Raw genomic sequence first — 14,494 nt, 5'->3', positions numbered from 1 at the left:
GCAATGTTAAGCGGCGTTCGCTTGGTCTTCAGCAACAGGTATTGAACGAAAAATATCACCATAGAGGTGGTAAAAACGTCTAGCGCAGTGAATGACTAATGTTTGTTCCTCAGGGGCAGCAAGTTGATTAACGAGGCTTTGGAAAAATACGATATGTTCTTGATCCAGTGCACCGTGAGAACGCAAGTAGGAAAACGCTTTGTTAGGTAATCCGAGCGCGTTCTGAATGGCTTCAGCCGCTTTGTCTGCTACAGAAATGCTAGTACCTTCTAGGACAAAAATCATTCCTAGCAATCCAATCGGATTTACGCGGTTGATGGTATCGTAAGCATAGGAGACCATCAATTCTGTTGGTAGGTTTGCTTTGCTGTGTCTTGTAGATTCTTTATCAAAGCCGCAAGCGGCAATGTCATTAAGAATCCATTCCTGATGACCAATTTCTTCTTCGATATAATGTGCGCTTGCTTCGCGCAGCCATTCTTTGCTGTCCGGTAATCCAGCACCCATTGACATAATAAGTGGCACAGTATGTTTTACGTGATGATAAGCACACGTTAAAAAACGTCGATACTCTTCTAAAGTAATATCTCCTGCAAAACAACGGGAAAAAATGGGTGCGTCGTACATGTACGCCTGTTCATCTGCAGTTTCTCTTTGTAATACGGCATAAAAAGTTGTCATGATACATTCTCTTGTTTTGGATATAGCGCTTCGATAGTGTTATCAAAGTAGCGATGAATGGTTTGACGTTTTAATCGCCCGTTGTTGGTCATAAGATCAGGGATAGTTGAAAGGCTTTGATCTAAGCGGTGCCAATACTTTATACGGGCGTAATCTGGCAGCGTTGAATTTACTTGATCAATCCATTGCTGAATGCGGTTGTCGGTGGTTTGTGGTTCTCGCGCTAGAATGAGTGCAGTGCAATAGGGTTTGTTGTCACCAATCACAATAGACTGTTGCAGTAGCGGGCCGGCGAGTAATTCTGCTTCAATCCATTCAGGGCTTATGTTACGACCAAAAGAAGAAATTAATAGGTGTTTTTTACGTCCGCTAATGCTGAGAAAGTCAACGTCGTCGAGTGATCCTAAATCTCCAGTCATTACTTCTCTTGGGTGCCATGATTTAGGTTCATCGCAGTACCCTAGAAAGCATGAGCCTTGAACCACCACTTCGCCATCAAGAATATTTAATTTTAAGTGTGGTAAGGGTTTTCCAACAGAATCTATTAGATTATTGGAAGGGGTGTTTAGGCTGACCACAGATCCACATTCTGAAAGTCCATAACCTTGATAAACCGGTAATTCATGTTTTCGTGCATGAACCAGTAATTGCTTTGAAACGTTCCCGCCACCCACTGCGATAAATTGCAAACTGCTGGGTGCTTGCCAACCTAAATCGCAGGCTGCCGTTAATGCAGTGAGCAGCTCTGGGGTTAAAATTAGCGAATGCGGTTGGCATTTTTCAATGCTGGCCAATAGTTTGCCGAGATCTAACTGCGAGCTACCGGACAGGCCAACTTCTGATAGTGATGGTGTGAAAACAGTGCCGTCTGATAACCAAGGAACATAAATACCCGCAAGATTTTCTAGCAGAGTACTGAGTGGCAAAATGCACAAATGTCGAGGAGCGCGTATGCCAATCATTTTTGTAAGACTTTGTGCAACTTGAAATAAGTGATCTGAGCTAAGACAAACGCCTTTCGGGCTGCCTGTAGTGCCGGAAGTGAAGGTGATTTTTTGTGTGCCTTTGGGTATTCGAGGTGATGCCTCGTCTAGTTTATTTGGTTTCGGGTAAATATAGCTAAACTGAGATAGAACCGGATGTTGCTCAGATTTTTTGGAATCTTCATAACCGACTATGCCGAGGTTGTCGATCAATAAAGGTTGATCCGTTAGGATGCAATCTACACCGGATTGGTGAATAGCATGAGTCAGTTGTTGATTCGAAAAGAAAGTAGGTAAAGGAACGATAGCAATATCGTAGGATAAGCAAGCATAATCGGCGATAACCCAATCTGCACTATTGTCACCATACAAACCGACACATCGAATGTTGTTGGCATGTAACCAGTCGCCTAAGCGGTTGGCTTGTATGATCATCTCACTAGCAGTCAGTGATCGCTTGCCATCATTTAAAACAATGTCGTTTGACCGCTTTAACAGAACGTCATGTAAATTCATTGGTGATATCCATTGAGTTGTGCCGCAAGATCAGCCACTTGGTTGCGGTAGAGATATAAGATACCGTTGTAAATTAATTGCTTTCTTGCAGAGGCGAGCGCGCTAGGTAAATGTACCGCGTGAATGTGTGGTCGGCTGTCGTAGTAGCTACCCCATTGGGCTGGATCACTAATTAAACGCGAAGAATTTGCTCGACCAAGGTCAATCATCTCACAATGAAAACGATCGATGATTTTTTTGACTTGCGGTGTGGCACAGAAGGTCATCCATACGGCGCCGTGTTGTTCTAGTGCGTCGGCGAGCAATAGAAAAAGTAATTGTGATGCGCCACGGCGTTTTGCGACGAGATTGCCAATTTCACAAATCTTTTCACGTGCTATAACCTGTTGAGTTGCAGTACTTAGAGTTGACTCGATGGGTGAATCTAAATATTGTTCTAGAAATAGTGAATCTCGATCGGCGGTGCGAGTGCCGACAACGGCTGATATCTGTTGTTGGCAGCTTAAAGTCACTAGACAGGGTAAAAATTCGGTGACGTTTGCGGCGTAGGTCTGGTGAAAACGTTCTTTAATATAATCTTCTGTTTCTGAACGTCGGGTGTTCGAACGAGAAATCAGTGCGACTTGTGATTGCGGCAGCAGCAATTGTTGTACGCGTTGATAGCGCAGGCCAAACGCGGGGTTTTCCTCTATCAGTTGCCGTTGGTTGGCGGCGGTTAAAGACATAACTTGGCTTCCTATATAGTAACCATCATTCATGCGTTACATGAGTTGTTGATGGTTACTATAGGGGAGCAAGCTTATGGCAGACTTAAGAGTTACAGGTCGTCACACAAAAGCTAAGAGCAATTAGTGATGCATATCCCAAACTTACCACCCGATGGTTATTAGCGACCAAACTGTTTGCTGACGGCAATCCCTCCCCATACTAAATGCCTATCACCATGACCTTCACGAATTTCGGAAGTATGTCCGCGGACGTAGTAGCTCAGGCGGTAGCCATTTCGAAACCCTAGTGTATAACCTGCCCAGGCTTCGAGTAATCCGTGGCGTAGTTCATTACTGCTGTAGCTAATGTCGCTATCTCTAAACTGACCTTGTAAAAATGCGTTGTAAAGTCTTGCTTTGATATTAAAGCCGGCCCACCAGTAGGCTTCGGGTGCGGAATGATTTTGCCCTTGCACCCCACGTTCACCATAGGTTGCCAAATCCGGGTCAAAGCTCCACCAGCTATCGGCGAAATTACCTCCACGTATACTGAGCCCAACACCCGCCTCGGAGATGTAGCCGACGGAGCCTTGGTGTGTCACTTTGATTTCAGTTCGCGCTGTGCGATGCACGATTTGCTGTCGAGCGACGGTGTACCTGGCGGTAATTTCGCCACCGTCACTGATTTGGTGTTTCCAGCCTTGCGCTTCATTACCGTCGATGGCGCGATGAAAACGATTTTGCGCACTGCCTGCTAAATCTAGCCCAAGGACTCCGACACTTAAGCTGCTCGTCCAGCTGTACTCTTCTGCTAGGTTAATGCGTTCGTGGCGGCTTTGCGCATAAAGCAAACTGGCGTATGGCCGGTCATCATAGATTGGTTCTGCGACCGTGATGTCGTCGGGTGTAAATCCATAGACGCCAACCTCTAAGCTGTAGCGGTTTTGATTGCTTGATCCAATCCCAACAAGGTCATCGATAGCTGTCAGCACCGGTTGCGGGGTAAATCGAGACTGCGCAAGACTGTTGTCGCTCAAGGTGAAGTTAAGCCCGTAGGTGTAGTCGCGATCAGAATCGCCACCCGCCAAGATGTCGTTTTCAAATGCAAAACTCCAGCTGGGAAGCGGTTCATCGCGATTGGTAGCACTGTGAGAAGTGCCCGATACGGTAACTATGGCTACAGCTAATAGATTGATAAGTAAGGAATTTTTCATGTTGCACTCCGTTTAGCTGACCGGTCGTCTTGAAATAATGGCAATAGATGACCGGTCGTCTTAATCCAGGGCCTAAAAAATGAAGTGTTAGTTACAGCAAGCGCGGTAGTTGTGCCATGAAGGCGTCTAGCGGCTCGCGGCATTTAGCTGCTTTCATCCGCATCATGGCGCCTTGCCAGGCGTTGAATAAGAATTCAGCAGTGCTTTTAGGGTCAACCGATGCATCAATACAGCCGGTATCTATACCCTCTTTAATGATCTGCTCGATCAGGGATGTGTGCTCGGCAAGTGCCGTTCGTAAAGTGGAACGTATGTTTTCATTACTGTCGGCCATTTCTTGGCACATGTTGCCCATGAAGCAGCCTACTGAAAACCCGTCCGCGCAACAGTCGTTAACCTGGCTTGAGAAGTACCGTTCTAACCTCTCAAGGGGCGTCAACTGTTTATTCCCTAGCAATTTTTGCGAATGCTCTTTGGCTTCGATTGAGGCCTTGGTTAAAGCCTCAATTGAAAACTCTTCCTTGCTGGGGAAGTAATTATAAAAAGACCCCTTCGGCACACCGGCAGCATCGACAATGTCTTTAACGCTGGTGCCATGGAAACCTTGGTTTTTCATGACTTCCAAACCGGCGTCCAGTAGATGATCTTTTTTAATCTCATGTTTGCTCATGGGTGAGAATAATATGACCGGTCGGCTTGTTTTGCAACGGATCTATTAGAATAGTCTGGCCTAAGGTTATGTGTAAAACGCAGTGGGGCGAGTCCGCGAGATTGTCGCTTTTCTTCCATGAAGCACCCACGCTTCCGTCGCATATCCGACATCAGTACAACACTGAGAGTACTCTGAACTCCCCAACTTATTGATTTTGTAGCAAAATTTCTATGCTGTTTTGCTCCGAAAATGGGCCTGGTAATTGCTATTTCGTAACCAGCCATTGTGGTTCTTACCACCTTGGTTCTGAGAGGTGCCGGTCGATTAGAGCTAGGTGCCCGAAACGCCTGTGTATTCCGCAGGAACTTGAATCATTTAATTCAGAGAGATTTGGATATGTCAGTCGAGCAAATTGCGGCGTTTTCCGCCAAAGCAAAATCAGATTCAGCATTAGGGGAGCAATTAAAGGCCTGTCAAAAAATGAAAGAAATGTTTGCTCTCGCTCGAGAGAACGGGTTTCAGTTTGAGGAAGATAGCCTCTACCCACCTAATGAAGCGCAATTTACCGAAGATCAATTAAGTGAGCGTCTAGTTAAAGCGCTACTCAGGGTATAGATCGCTGCGAGTATAGACCGCTTCGCGTAATACGAAATCGAGGTTAACCAAAAAGCACTATGCCAATTGCTCAATCACCCAATGCCAATGGTCGCGCAGTAATAAACTCGTTTACGATCAGCGACGAGACAAAACGTTGGTTGTCGGCGTCGGGTTTTGATGAGCTCAACTTGAACGCTGTGAATCAATACAAGCGTACGCCGCTCATGTCGGCTGCTGCGGATGGCAATGAACAGCATGTCAGTGATTTGCTTTCTGCCAATGTGGATGTCGAAGCAGTGAATAGTGATGGCAATAGTGCGATTTGGTTGGCCTGTTTTTCTGGTAACGAGCGCGTGATTCAAATGCTCGTTGATGCAGGTGCAAATCTTGATCATCAAAACCCAGACGGTGTTACCGCATTAATGTATGCAAGCTCGGCGGGTAAAACAGCAGCGGTCAAACAATTGGTTGCGGCGGGCGCGAATACACGCTTGCGTAGCAAAGATGATTTTTCTGCGTTGGACCTCGCATCGAATATCGATATTTTGCGTTTTTTAAAAGCGCGTTCTTGATAGATCTTTTAAGCTAATTAGGGAAATACCGGTGGGTGACGCACAGTTGCGAGCGATCGTCTGTCATAAGCATCCGTCCAGCGGCAGATTAACTTTTTTGCAATTTGCGTCGGGAAACATTTGCGGGCCTTTGGTTCTACCGCGCTTGTCAGTGATAAGTGATTTGCCACAAGCAAAAGTAGTGTTTCATCCATCGATTGCCGTTCGCCAGGTCGCAGAGCATCTGCAGCTGCCAGAACAGTGGCTAATGTTAATGCAAGACTTCAAATTGTTTTTGGAGGTTCCAAAGCAATATGCTTCGGGCGGCTTGCTGCCGGTATTCTTAGTCATGGTGGTTGGTCGCGATTTGCCCAATGTTCCCTATGGACATAGTTGGATTGAATTGCCAGATGGTTTTTCCCTTCCTTACTTAGAGCGCGAAATTTTGCGTGAGGCATATCGACATGTCATGTAGCTTAAACATCCACAAAGTTAAAAGCTGAATGTTTAATACACGAGGTTTAGTGCATGAGGTTAAATGCTTAAAATTTAACGAGAGTAACTATGAATAAGATCGGTATGTTTTTCGGAACGGAAACGGGCACGACGCGCCTCATCGCCAAAAAACTGCATAAATTAATTGGTGACGAAAATGCAGCTAAGCCAATTAACGTAAACCGTATTAATGCCGAAGATTTTATGCAGTACGACGCCTATATTTTGGGGACCCCCAGCTATGGGGTGGGCGATATTCCAGGGTTAAGTGCGGGGTGTTTAGAAAGAAACTGGGAAGAATTCTTAGATGTCTTAGGACGACAAGACTTGAGCGGAAAATGCTGCGCGTTTTATGGGCTGGGTGCTCAAGAGCGCTATTCAGAACGATTCGCGAGTTCACTCATTGCCCTGTATAGAGTCTTCGAGTCGATGGGAGCCACCATGATTGGCGATTGGAGTACCGATGGTTATACCTTTGAGAGCTCTGCGTCAGTGGTTGATGGTCGTTTCGTTGGGTTGGTTATTGATCAGCGCACACAAAGCATGGAAACTGCGACGCGACTTGAGCAATGGACCCAACAAGTCGTGCCTGAACTACTCGCTCATATCCAAAAAGTGTCACAACACGCAGCTTAGCGTTCGCGGAGAGATTCAATGACAACCCCTTTAATTGCCGTAGCGACTAACGAAGACGGTACAGTATCACCTCATGCGGGCCGTGCAGAAACATGGAAAGTGTATGCGGTGGAAGGTGATAAGCCAGAGCATGTTTGGGATATTCACGTTGACCCACCGGGAAGCCTACATGAATGGCATGTGCGAGGGGATGGTAATCGTCACCCCGTGCATGGTGTGGACGTAGCCATTGCTGGCTCTGCAGGTGAGGGTGTAACTCGTCGCCTTGCGGAGCGCGATACACAATTAGTGACTACCGCAGAAAAAAATCCTGAAAAAGCGGTGATTGATTATTTGGAAGGAAACCTTGCGGCTGGCTTGCCTCACGAAGAGACGGAGTGTTTAGACCCTGAACACCACGCGGCTGTTAGTGCAGCCGGGCAGAGTTAAATGACGGCGATGGATTTAATTTGCGCCCAAATATCCATGCCGGTTTTTAATTCAAGGTTGTGAGCGGATCGGCGCGATACCCTTGATAGTAAGACGCTGCCATTCGCTTCTTTTTCAACCTCATCATTACCGTTTCCTTTCGCGCCAATCAGTAATTTCACTAGCAGTGAACCGTCGTGTTCATCTTCGCCAATGTCGAGAACGTGCGCGGGTAAAATATTGGTAATACTCGTATCTTCATGCTGGGTTTTGGACAAACTAATATCCCGCGCTAATACGCGTATTCGTACCTGGCTATGAATCGCATTGCCTCCGTCACGTAGCCAAACTTCACCGCCAGGAATACTCACTCGGGCCAATTGCCACTCGAGATCGCGTTCGATAACAGTGCCTTCTATAACCGCACCGGCGTCTTCGCCAAGTCGAATGGGGAAGTCGATGCGGGTCATGGCATTGCTCAATGTATCACTACTGACGGCACGACCTTCTTTCATTACCACTAAGTAATCAGCTAAACGCGCAACTTCATCCGGTGCGTGGCTCACATAGATGATCGGTAATTCCAAATCTCGCTTTATACGTTCTAAGTAGGGCAATATCTCTAACTTGCGCTGCAAATCCAGCGCAGCTAAAGGTTCATCCATTAGCAATAGTTTGGGTTGAATTAATAGTGCGCGAGCGATAGCAACACGTTGCCTTTCACCACCTGACAATTGTTCGGGGTGGCGTTTTAATAAGTGTTCGATACCTAACAATTCGATGGCGTGATCGTATTGAATGTCGGTATGAGCTTTAGGCGCTCTTTTTAGCGCGTAATGCAAATTGCCCTCAGCGCTCAAATGGTTAAATAAACTTGCTTCTTGAAAAACATAACCAATCGGGCGTTTATGTGTAGGTACAAAGCTAGATTCAGACTGCCAAAGTTCACCATTGACTCGTAATAAACCATTATGGGATTTCTGTAGGCCAGCAATGCAGCGCAGCAATGATGTTTTTCCCGAGCCCGAATGACCAAATAGTGCGGTCACTCCCTGAGCGGGAAGTTGTAGGTCGACGTCTAAGGTGAAATCAGCAAAAGACAATGCAAATCGCGCATCGATACCGGGCCGGGTGATTTGTTTTGGTAAAGGAAGATTATTGATCACGCTTTAACCCCTGTACTAAAAGAAGCACGTGGGTTAAATAAATACAAAGCAATCAAAACGCAAAATGAGAAACCAACCATTAACAACGACAAGCTATGGGCGCTAGCGTAATCGAGTGCTTCAACGTGGTCATAAATTTGTACTGATACAACTCGCGTTTCACCGGGAATATTGCCACCCATCATTAATACCACGCCAAACTCACCCACAGTGTGTGCAAAACCGAGTACGGTTGCGGTTAATAATCCGGGCCGCGCTAAAGGTAGCGCAACAGTAAAAAAACGATCAAGCGGGCCAGCGCGCAGTGTGGCGGCAACTTCCAGCGGGCGTTTGCCAATCGCTTCAATCGCATTTTGTATGGGCTGTACGACAAACGGTAACGAATAAATAATTGAAGCAATCACCAAACCGCTAAACGTAAAAGGTAAGGTGCCTAAGCCAAGGCTGGTAGTGAGTTTGCCTAGCGGCCCGCTGGGCCCCATAAAAATTAATAAATAAAAACCGATGACGCTGGGCGGTAAGACAATAGGCAACGCAACAACCGCGCTAACTAAGCTTTTTAATCGCCCTTTGGCGTTAGCAAGCCACCAGGCGATGGGGGTGCCGACGATCAATAGACAAATTGTCACTGTGGTCGCTAGTCGCAGGGTCAGCCAAATGGCGCTGATGTCGGCATCGCTAAAATGCATTGGTTACCTATATAAAGTGGTCATGCAACTATTGTTGCTCGCTCGGTGTGTCGTAGCCGTAACGTTGGATGATAGTGATCGCCTGGTCACTACGCAAAAATTTTAAGAAATCTACTGCCGCTTTTTGAGTTGATCTTGTCAGCAATACGGCATCTTGAGCGATAGTTTGATGGTTGCTTTCCGGTATTAACCAAGCGCTGGCTGGAAGCGTGCCATCATCAATAATTTGTGAGGCTGCAATAAAACCTAATTGCGCATTGCCGCTGCTTACGAATTGGTATGTTTGCGCAATATTTTCACCCATGACTAGCTTAGGCTGGGCGCTTTCCCATAATCCCATGGAGGTTAATGCCGAATGCGCTGCGGCACCGTAAGGTGCGAGCCTGGGGTTGGCAATTGCAAGGCGTTTAAATTGTTTATCGAGAAGTTGTTGTTTCGCATCTCCGCCTTGGCTGCTCATAAGTACTAGTCGGCCGATGGCGTAAGTAAATCGACCGGAGTCGTCTGCGAGATTGACCTCAGTCAGTTTCAAAGGTTTATCTGAATCGGCGGAGAGAAAAATATCGAAAGGAGCGCCGTGTTGAATTTGCGCATAAAACTTTCCAGAGGAACCGTAGCTTACCAATACCTTGTGTTCTGATTGTGCTTCGAAGGATTGTACGATCTCTTTCATCGGTGCCATAAAATTCGAAGCCACCGCTGCGCGAATGGTGTCCGCCATTGCTGGATTACTAAGCAATAAGCAAAAACTGATGGTGGCGATGAACAACTGCTTCATAATTCTTTAGCCGATGTGTCTACATGTTGATTGACATGAATGCGATTAAATAATCGCCTTACCGAATAGTTTTTCACAAAGGCTAAACCCGTAATGATAATAGCGATGATGAATGCATGCTGTATTGCAACCTCAATGCCAAAAAGAGGGTAAACCAAAAACTGAATCAGCACATTTAGTAGATAGCCAGCGAGAACACTCACAGTACTTTCAACAACACTCATGAAATGGCTTTGACCTATATGCATTGCAATCAATCCTTGGGGTGTGCGCCTGGCAGTTATGTCGTCGCTAATGGAGCCAAGCATTACGAAAATTGATGTTTTGCGACGTTTTCTATCTCTCGTTGGCTGTTATCCTACAGCCACACTATACCGAGAAGCATAGTGTTATAAAAAGTACTCTCGGTTAATAAGTACTTACTTCAATAATCGTCATTATTCCAATTCTGAGGGATTTTTTATATGCAGCGACGACACTTTTTGCTTGGTGCTACTGCACTGACCACATCAGCATGGCTCGGGCGGGCCGTTGGTGCCGAGGCGGATTACTTTCCTATCGTAGAAACAGCCAACGGTAAGGTGCGCGGCTTGGTTTCGGGCGGAATTGCGTACTTTAAAGGAATCAATTACGGAGATAACACCGGCGGAAAAAACCGTTTTCTCCCAGCGCAACCGGTTAAAAAGTGGTCGGGTGTGAAAGACGCCTTTGCCTACGGGCAGATCGCGCCGCAAATCCCTGGCAATCGTCGCCACGTCTATGCCGACCTGATCTTGAACGATGTGCAATCTGGCGGTATGGGAGAAGATTGCCTGGTTCTCAACGTATGGACTCCAGAACCTAAGTCCGGTGGTAAAAGGCCGGTGATTGTGCGATTCCATGGTGGAGGTTTTTACGGTGGTTCTAGCAATACCCCCGGTAATGATGGTTGGATGTTAGCTCAGATGGGTAATTGCGTCGTGGTAAACATTAATCACCGTCTTAGTTCGCTGGGTTTCTTGTATCTCGGTGATGAAGGCGAATACGCCGATTCAGGGTCTGTCGGAATGCAAGACCTCGTCGCCGCATTGGCGTGGGTGAAAGAAAACATCGAAAGCTTTGGTGGTGACCCTGATCGGGTAATGATCTTCGGCCAATCCGGAGGTGGTGCAAAAGTGAGTCACATGCTGGCTATGCCATCATCGAAAGGCCTATATCGCAGTGCAGGTGTCATGAGTGGTTCAAGCTTAGTGACAATGAGCCGAGAAGATGCAGTCGAAGTGTCGGACAAGTTTCTAAATAAGCTAGGTATTAAACGCAAGGAAATTAAAAAATTACAAAAGGTCCCTTTCACCACGTTATTGAATGCGCAAGCGGAAGTAGAAGCATTTGAGCGGTCACGTGGTGAAGCGCCAAAATCTTTTTCTCCTGTCATAGGGGAAGCAATTCCAAGAAATCCATTTTCTCCAGATGCGCCCCCTTTAGCGAAAGATATTCCAATGATTGTATCAAGCGTGTTGGATGAGCGCAGCTATCGCGAAGTGAAATTCAACATGACATGGGATGACGTAAAAACTAATTTAGAAAAGCGTGTCGACAAAAGCGAAGTGGGTGACTTGTTAGCGATGTATCGCAAAGAAGATCCCAAAGCCACGCCTTACATCATCAACTCACGCTCAATTACAGATGCCACTTTCCGCCGCAGTGCGCACATCATGTCGGACTTGAAAGCCAAGCAAGGCGGGGCGCCGATTTATAAATATTTATGGACCAAAGGCAGCCCTGCTTATGGTGGTATTTATGGTGCGGTGCATGGTGTCGACGTTGCCTATTCTATGAATGATGTTCGCTTCCCGCTTGCTGGTCCCACGCGTGAAAATAAAAAACTCGCCAGCCAAATCGCAAGCGCTTGGATTTCCCTTGCAGCTACTGGTAACCCTAATAATAAAATGACACCCGAGTGGCCGGCTTACGACGTCAAAAAGCGCACAACGATGGTGTTTGGTGATAGTCCTGCTGCCGAAAATGACCCGCGCAAGGAATTCCGCGAGTTTTGGGCGAGCCATGGGAAAGACGGGCGAATGATATAATTAGTTGAATTTTTAAACCGCATTGATCGTCCCAAATGCGGTTGAAGTGTATAGAGGTTCTATTTAGAAAAAGTCTGTACGGCGCGGTGTGCCATTCTATTTAAAATGGCTACCAACTTGTCGAAAATCGTTTTTATTGTTTGATAGGTGATTTCTTTAATAATCGTTGTCAAATCTCCCATAAACGCTAGCATGTGGCCGAGTAGACCTTTTACATCCGCTTCATTATTTTCTGAGGCTTTATAAATTTCAGCAACAGTGCGAGCGAGAAAATCGTAAAATGTTAAGCCTGCCATAAGGGCGGCTTGCATTTGCACGAGTGCGAGGTAGCCCGCTTTTTTCAAGAGTGCAATAAGGGCTGCTGTGATTTTTTCTAAGCCATCTTTGTTAAAAGATGTTTCGTGGCGACGGTTATATTGCAGTTGAATAGATTGATTGAGATATTTTCCGCCACGAAAAGCAAACTCTTCCCAGTTGCGTCCCGATACGGCTTGAATATATCCGGGCTTTGCGCCTTGGTTGGCATCCATTCCGTGTGCAGAAAAATCAAAAATTCCAGTATTATTACTGCGGTATTCCAATCCTCCCAATGGCGCGTGCATGAAGGGCCAAAGAGGTACCATCGGAACTGGGTCTGCCGAATTAGCGGTGCGATAAATTTGTGGAAGGCTAGCGTTTCGAGTGAGCCTTCCGGCGAAATCCTCTAAGCCAACACGAGGCGCGCCAAAAGTATACAAAATGGTGTTGTGGGCGGTGTTTTCTGAAATCCAATCTGCGCAAAGAGTGGCGATCGCGCCGCCTAAGCTGTGACCTACGCAGTGAATAGTTTTAACGCCATTCAAACCATTGGTAAATTCTTGAATGGCGCCGGAAATAGAATTAAAGGCATTGTTAAAGCCCGCGTGGGCCATGGCTTTATTGCTTGCTGGTTTTAAACCGATTTGGCCATTGGTTAGCCAATCATGTGTTGAGGTGAATTCCGTTCCGCGAATAGAAATAACCGCTTCATTACTGCGTGGGCCTGTTCCCGTTCCTGCCATCGCAAAGCCGGTTTTTTTGTTGAATTTAAGAATGCTTCCGCTGATGCCTTCAATGCGGCCTTCGTTTTCAAAATCAAAATGAAAATTCTCTGGGAGGAGCGGGCGCATGGTAACGGCGTAGGCGCGCGCGGGCATTTTGCTGCGCAGTTGGTAAACGCCACTTGCTAAGTTCGCTGCTTCTGATGCAGTCAGTTTGGGCATGATAAATCCTTTTAGTATTTATGTTTATATTCGGTGTTTTCTATCGCTGTTTATTTCCAGCGGCAAATGGTCAATACCTCGTGGGTGGCGCCGTCGCTAGACTCCTGATTGGGGAAGCTGAAACCTTCCTCAGGATTGCTTAGGTCACAATGCAGCGCTGACAATTTTTCAGTAATGGTTTTATGCGGAATGATATTCGGCGCTACCGTGGTCCAAAGAATAATTTCACGGTCATCAAGGTGTGCCGTGATCACTTGCATAATGCTGGCGGTGCCGAAACTATTGGCGTTGCGGATTTCTTTTTCTATTTTCGGAAACTGAAAATTGCCGTCAGCGTCGGTTACAACTTCATCTTCTTGATAGTTGTCCGCGAAGTCCAAGCCTCGCACAATACGAATACCTGCCGCAGGCTTACCTTCGTTCTTCAGGCTACCAACAACATCGGGGCAGAGGTGAACGGTATCGGCTTTAAAAATATTAAACATATTGCTAGCAAGTCCTATTGCAGAGAAGGTCAGTAATGCGCCGCTAATCACCAGGACCGCCAATTGGCGTAGTGACGGTCGGTGGGCTGATCTATTGTTTGGGAACGATGCGTGTCGTGATGACATCTAGCGAATAGCTCCTTTTACGCGTCTGTCATATAGAAAATGACAGTAACGATTCCGTGTTCATATTTCTCGATTGGTGATGGCTCTATTCGACTCAATATTAGTCTGGTATGGCATTCGCGAACCGTGGTGGTGCAGGGGTGGTCGTGCAAAATTGCCATCCAACTGGGAGTCTACTGGTTGGTTTGGTTGAGCGTAAAGTGAATAATTCGGTGTATTGAGGTTCTGTGAATAGACTCACATCTGTAATAGCCCATCATATTTAGGAGTGATCTAGATAAGCGTCGCGAGCAACCTATGTGTTTCGCTGGTGTGAAGCTTAATGTGAGAGTGGCCGCTAATTTCTTGATAATACAGGATTTTTCCTCTGGCTCATGTATTGCTACACTGCACAGCAGTGAATTGGCTTGCAACTGGTTGAATTGTATACAGTTTGTGGCTTGCTTGCCGTCAGGTGCCGTGGGAGCAAAGCCGATTATAATGTTGTCGTAAAAGAGTGG

Annotated in this window: 17 protein-coding genes; 6 read left to right on the top strand and 11 right to left on the bottom strand. The window is 46.4% G+C overall.

The window, feature by feature from the left end; translation table 11 throughout:
- Positions 1-6: 6 nt before the first annotated feature.
- From ACZ5NB_RS16585 to ACZ5NB_RS16565, 5 genes are all read right to left on the bottom strand, one after another.
- A complete protein-coding gene (locus tag ACZ5NB_RS16585) occupies positions 7-681 on the bottom strand; it encodes a TenA family transcriptional regulator (RefSeq protein ID WP_460233404.1) in 675 nt (224 codons plus the stop codon).
- Positions 678-2,180: an AMP-binding protein gene (locus tag ACZ5NB_RS16580; RefSeq protein ID WP_460233403.1), complete on the bottom strand. Its 1,503-nt coding sequence runs from the start codon at positions 2,178-2,180 to the stop codon at positions 678-680. Before ACZ5NB_RS16580 ends, ACZ5NB_RS16585 begins: the two co-directional genes overlap by 4 nt.
- Positions 2,177-2,905, bottom strand: coding sequence for a thermostable hemolysin (locus tag ACZ5NB_RS16575; RefSeq protein WP_460233402.1), 729 nt, complete (start codon positions 2,903-2,905; stop codon positions 2,177-2,179). Before ACZ5NB_RS16575 ends, ACZ5NB_RS16580 begins: the two co-directional genes overlap by 4 nt.
- Positions 2,906-3,066: 161 nt before the next feature.
- Positions 3,067-4,101 (bottom strand): lipid A deacylase LpxR family protein, encoded by a 1,035-nt coding sequence (locus ACZ5NB_RS16570; protein ID WP_460233401.1) that lies wholly within the window; start codon positions 4,099-4,101, stop codon positions 3,067-3,069.
- 91 nt (positions 4,102-4,192) lie between these two features.
- Positions 4,193-4,771 carry a TetR/AcrR family transcriptional regulator gene (locus ACZ5NB_RS16565; protein ID WP_460233400.1) on the bottom strand — a complete coding sequence of 193 codons (579 nt, stop codon included), beginning with the start codon at positions 4,769-4,771 and terminating at the stop codon, positions 4,193-4,195.
- 378 nt (positions 4,772-5,149) lie between these two features.
- Between ACZ5NB_RS16565 and ACZ5NB_RS16560 the strand changes: the two genes are divergently transcribed.
- From ACZ5NB_RS16560 to ACZ5NB_RS16540, 5 genes are all read left to right on the top strand, one after another.
- The gene (locus tag ACZ5NB_RS16560) at positions 5,150-5,368 is read left to right on the top strand and encodes a Nif11-like leader peptide family natural product precursor (protein ID WP_460233399.1); all 219 of its coding nucleotides are present in this window, start codon (positions 5,150-5,152) and stop codon (positions 5,366-5,368) included.
- 59 nt (positions 5,369-5,427) lie between these two features.
- Positions 5,428-5,922, top strand: coding sequence for an ankyrin repeat domain-containing protein (locus tag ACZ5NB_RS16555; RefSeq protein ID WP_460233398.1), 495 nt, complete (start codon positions 5,428-5,430; stop codon positions 5,920-5,922).
- 31 nt (positions 5,923-5,953) lie between these two features.
- Positions 5,954-6,376: a hypothetical protein gene (locus ACZ5NB_RS16550; protein WP_460233397.1), complete on the top strand. Its 423-nt coding sequence runs from the start codon at positions 5,954-5,956 to the stop codon at positions 6,374-6,376.
- Between the two features lie 89 nt (positions 6,377-6,465).
- Entirely contained in the window at positions 6,466-7,032 is a 567-nt protein-coding gene (locus tag ACZ5NB_RS16545) for a flavodoxin (protein ID WP_460233396.1), read from the top strand.
- An 18-nt stretch (positions 7,033-7,050) separates the two neighbouring features.
- Entirely contained in the window at positions 7,051-7,461 is a 411-nt protein-coding gene (locus ACZ5NB_RS16540; RefSeq protein WP_460233395.1) for a NifB/NifX family molybdenum-iron cluster-binding protein, read from the top strand.
- Here ACZ5NB_RS16540 and modC read toward each other — a convergent pair.
- Genes modC through ACZ5NB_RS16520 form a run of 4 tightly spaced genes read right to left on the bottom strand, consistent with a single transcriptional unit; the run spans position 7,458 to position 10,321 of the window.
- On the bottom strand, positions 7,458-8,606 hold the full coding sequence (modC, locus tag ACZ5NB_RS16535) for a molybdenum ABC transporter ATP-binding protein (protein WP_460233394.1): 1,149 nt from the start codon (positions 8,604-8,606) through the stop codon (positions 7,458-7,460). The genes ACZ5NB_RS16540 and modC overlap by 4 nt on opposite strands.
- Complete coding sequence (gene modB / locus ACZ5NB_RS16530) at positions 8,603-9,295, bottom strand: molybdate ABC transporter permease subunit (RefSeq protein ID WP_460233393.1); 693 nt, start codon at positions 9,293-9,295, stop codon at positions 8,603-8,605. The genes modC and modB overlap by 4 nt, the downstream gene beginning before the upstream one ends.
- 28 nt (positions 9,296-9,323) lie before the next feature.
- Positions 9,324-10,073, bottom strand: a complete 750-nt coding sequence (gene modA / locus ACZ5NB_RS16525) for a molybdate ABC transporter substrate-binding protein (protein ID WP_460233392.1) — start codon at positions 10,071-10,073, stop codon at positions 9,324-9,326.
- Positions 10,070-10,321, bottom strand: a complete 252-nt coding sequence (locus ACZ5NB_RS16520; protein WP_460233391.1) for a DUF7220 family protein — start codon at positions 10,319-10,321, stop codon at positions 10,070-10,072. Before ACZ5NB_RS16520 ends, modA begins: the two co-directional genes overlap by 4 nt.
- Positions 10,322-10,537: 216 nt before the next feature.
- Between ACZ5NB_RS16520 and ACZ5NB_RS16515 the strand changes: the two genes are divergently transcribed.
- Positions 10,538-12,142: a carboxylesterase/lipase family protein gene (locus tag ACZ5NB_RS16515; protein WP_460233389.1), complete on the top strand. Its 1,605-nt coding sequence runs from the start codon at positions 10,538-10,540 to the stop codon at positions 12,140-12,142.
- Positions 12,143-12,201: 59 nt separating this feature from the next.
- On the opposite strand, the gene ACZ5NB_RS16510 is transcribed toward ACZ5NB_RS16515, so the two are convergent.
- Entirely contained in the window at positions 12,202-13,383 is a 1,182-nt protein-coding gene (locus tag ACZ5NB_RS16510) for a lipase family protein (RefSeq protein WP_460233387.1), read from the bottom strand.
- Between the two features lie 50 nt (positions 13,384-13,433).
- The gene (locus ACZ5NB_RS16505; protein WP_460233385.1) at positions 13,434-13,994 is read right to left on the bottom strand and encodes a DUF6795 domain-containing protein; all 561 of its coding nucleotides are present in this window, start codon (positions 13,992-13,994) and stop codon (positions 13,434-13,436) included.
- Positions 13,995-14,494: the final 500 nt, after the last annotated feature.

The organism is Aurantivibrio plasticivorans (assembly GCF_055392955.1).
This window is presented reverse-complemented; position numbering and strand designations above follow the sequence as displayed.

What these genes read in the sequence shown, in the direction of transcription:
- ACZ5NB_RS16575 (WP_460233402.1), bottom strand. Translation starts at nt 2,905, where the DNA reads ATGTCTTTAACCGCCGCCAACCAACGGCAACTGATAGAGGAAAACCCC.
- ACZ5NB_RS16545 (WP_460233396.1), top strand. Translation starts at nt 6,466, where the DNA reads ATGAATAAGATCGGTATGTTTTTCGGAACGGAAACGGGCACGACGCGC.
- ACZ5NB_RS16510 (WP_460233387.1), bottom strand. Translation starts at nt 13,383, where the DNA reads ATGCCCAAACTGACTGCATCAGAAGCAGCGAACTTAGCAAGTGGCGTT.
- ACZ5NB_RS16585 (WP_460233404.1), bottom strand. Translation starts at nt 681, where the DNA reads ATGACAACTTTTTATGCCGTATTACAAAGAGAAACTGCAGATGAACAG.
- ACZ5NB_RS16560 (WP_460233399.1), top strand. Translation starts at nt 5,150, where the DNA reads ATGTCAGTCGAGCAAATTGCGGCGTTTTCCGCCAAAGCAAAATCAGAT.
- ACZ5NB_RS16565 (WP_460233400.1), bottom strand. Translation starts at nt 4,771, where the DNA reads ATGAGCAAACATGAGATTAAAAAAGATCATCTACTGGACGCCGGTTTG.
- ACZ5NB_RS16515 (WP_460233389.1), top strand. Translation starts at nt 10,538, where the DNA reads ATGCAGCGACGACACTTTTTGCTTGGTGCTACTGCACTGACCACATCA.
- modA (WP_460233392.1), bottom strand. Translation starts at nt 10,073, where the DNA reads ATGAAGCAGTTGTTCATCGCCACCATCAGTTTTTGCTTATTGCTTAGT.
- ACZ5NB_RS16555 (WP_460233398.1), top strand. Translation starts at nt 5,428, where the DNA reads ATGCCAATTGCTCAATCACCCAATGCCAATGGTCGCGCAGTAATAAAC.
- ACZ5NB_RS16505 (WP_460233385.1), bottom strand. Translation starts at nt 13,994, where the DNA reads ATGTCATCACGACACGCATCGTTCCCAAACAATAGATCAGCCCACCGA.
- modB (WP_460233393.1), bottom strand. Translation starts at nt 9,295, where the DNA reads ATGCATTTTAGCGATGCCGACATCAGCGCCATTTGGCTGACCCTGCGA.
- ACZ5NB_RS16540 (WP_460233395.1), top strand. Translation starts at nt 7,051, where the DNA reads ATGACAACCCCTTTAATTGCCGTAGCGACTAACGAAGACGGTACAGTA.
- ACZ5NB_RS16570 (WP_460233401.1), bottom strand. Translation starts at nt 4,101, where the DNA reads ATGAAAAATTCCTTACTTATCAATCTATTAGCTGTAGCCATAGTTACC.
- ACZ5NB_RS16580 (WP_460233403.1), bottom strand. Translation starts at nt 2,180, where the DNA reads ATGAATTTACATGACGTTCTGTTAAAGCGGTCAAACGACATTGTTTTA.
- ACZ5NB_RS16520 (WP_460233391.1), bottom strand. Translation starts at nt 10,321, where the DNA reads ATGCATATAGGTCAAAGCCATTTCATGAGTGTTGTTGAAAGTACTGTG.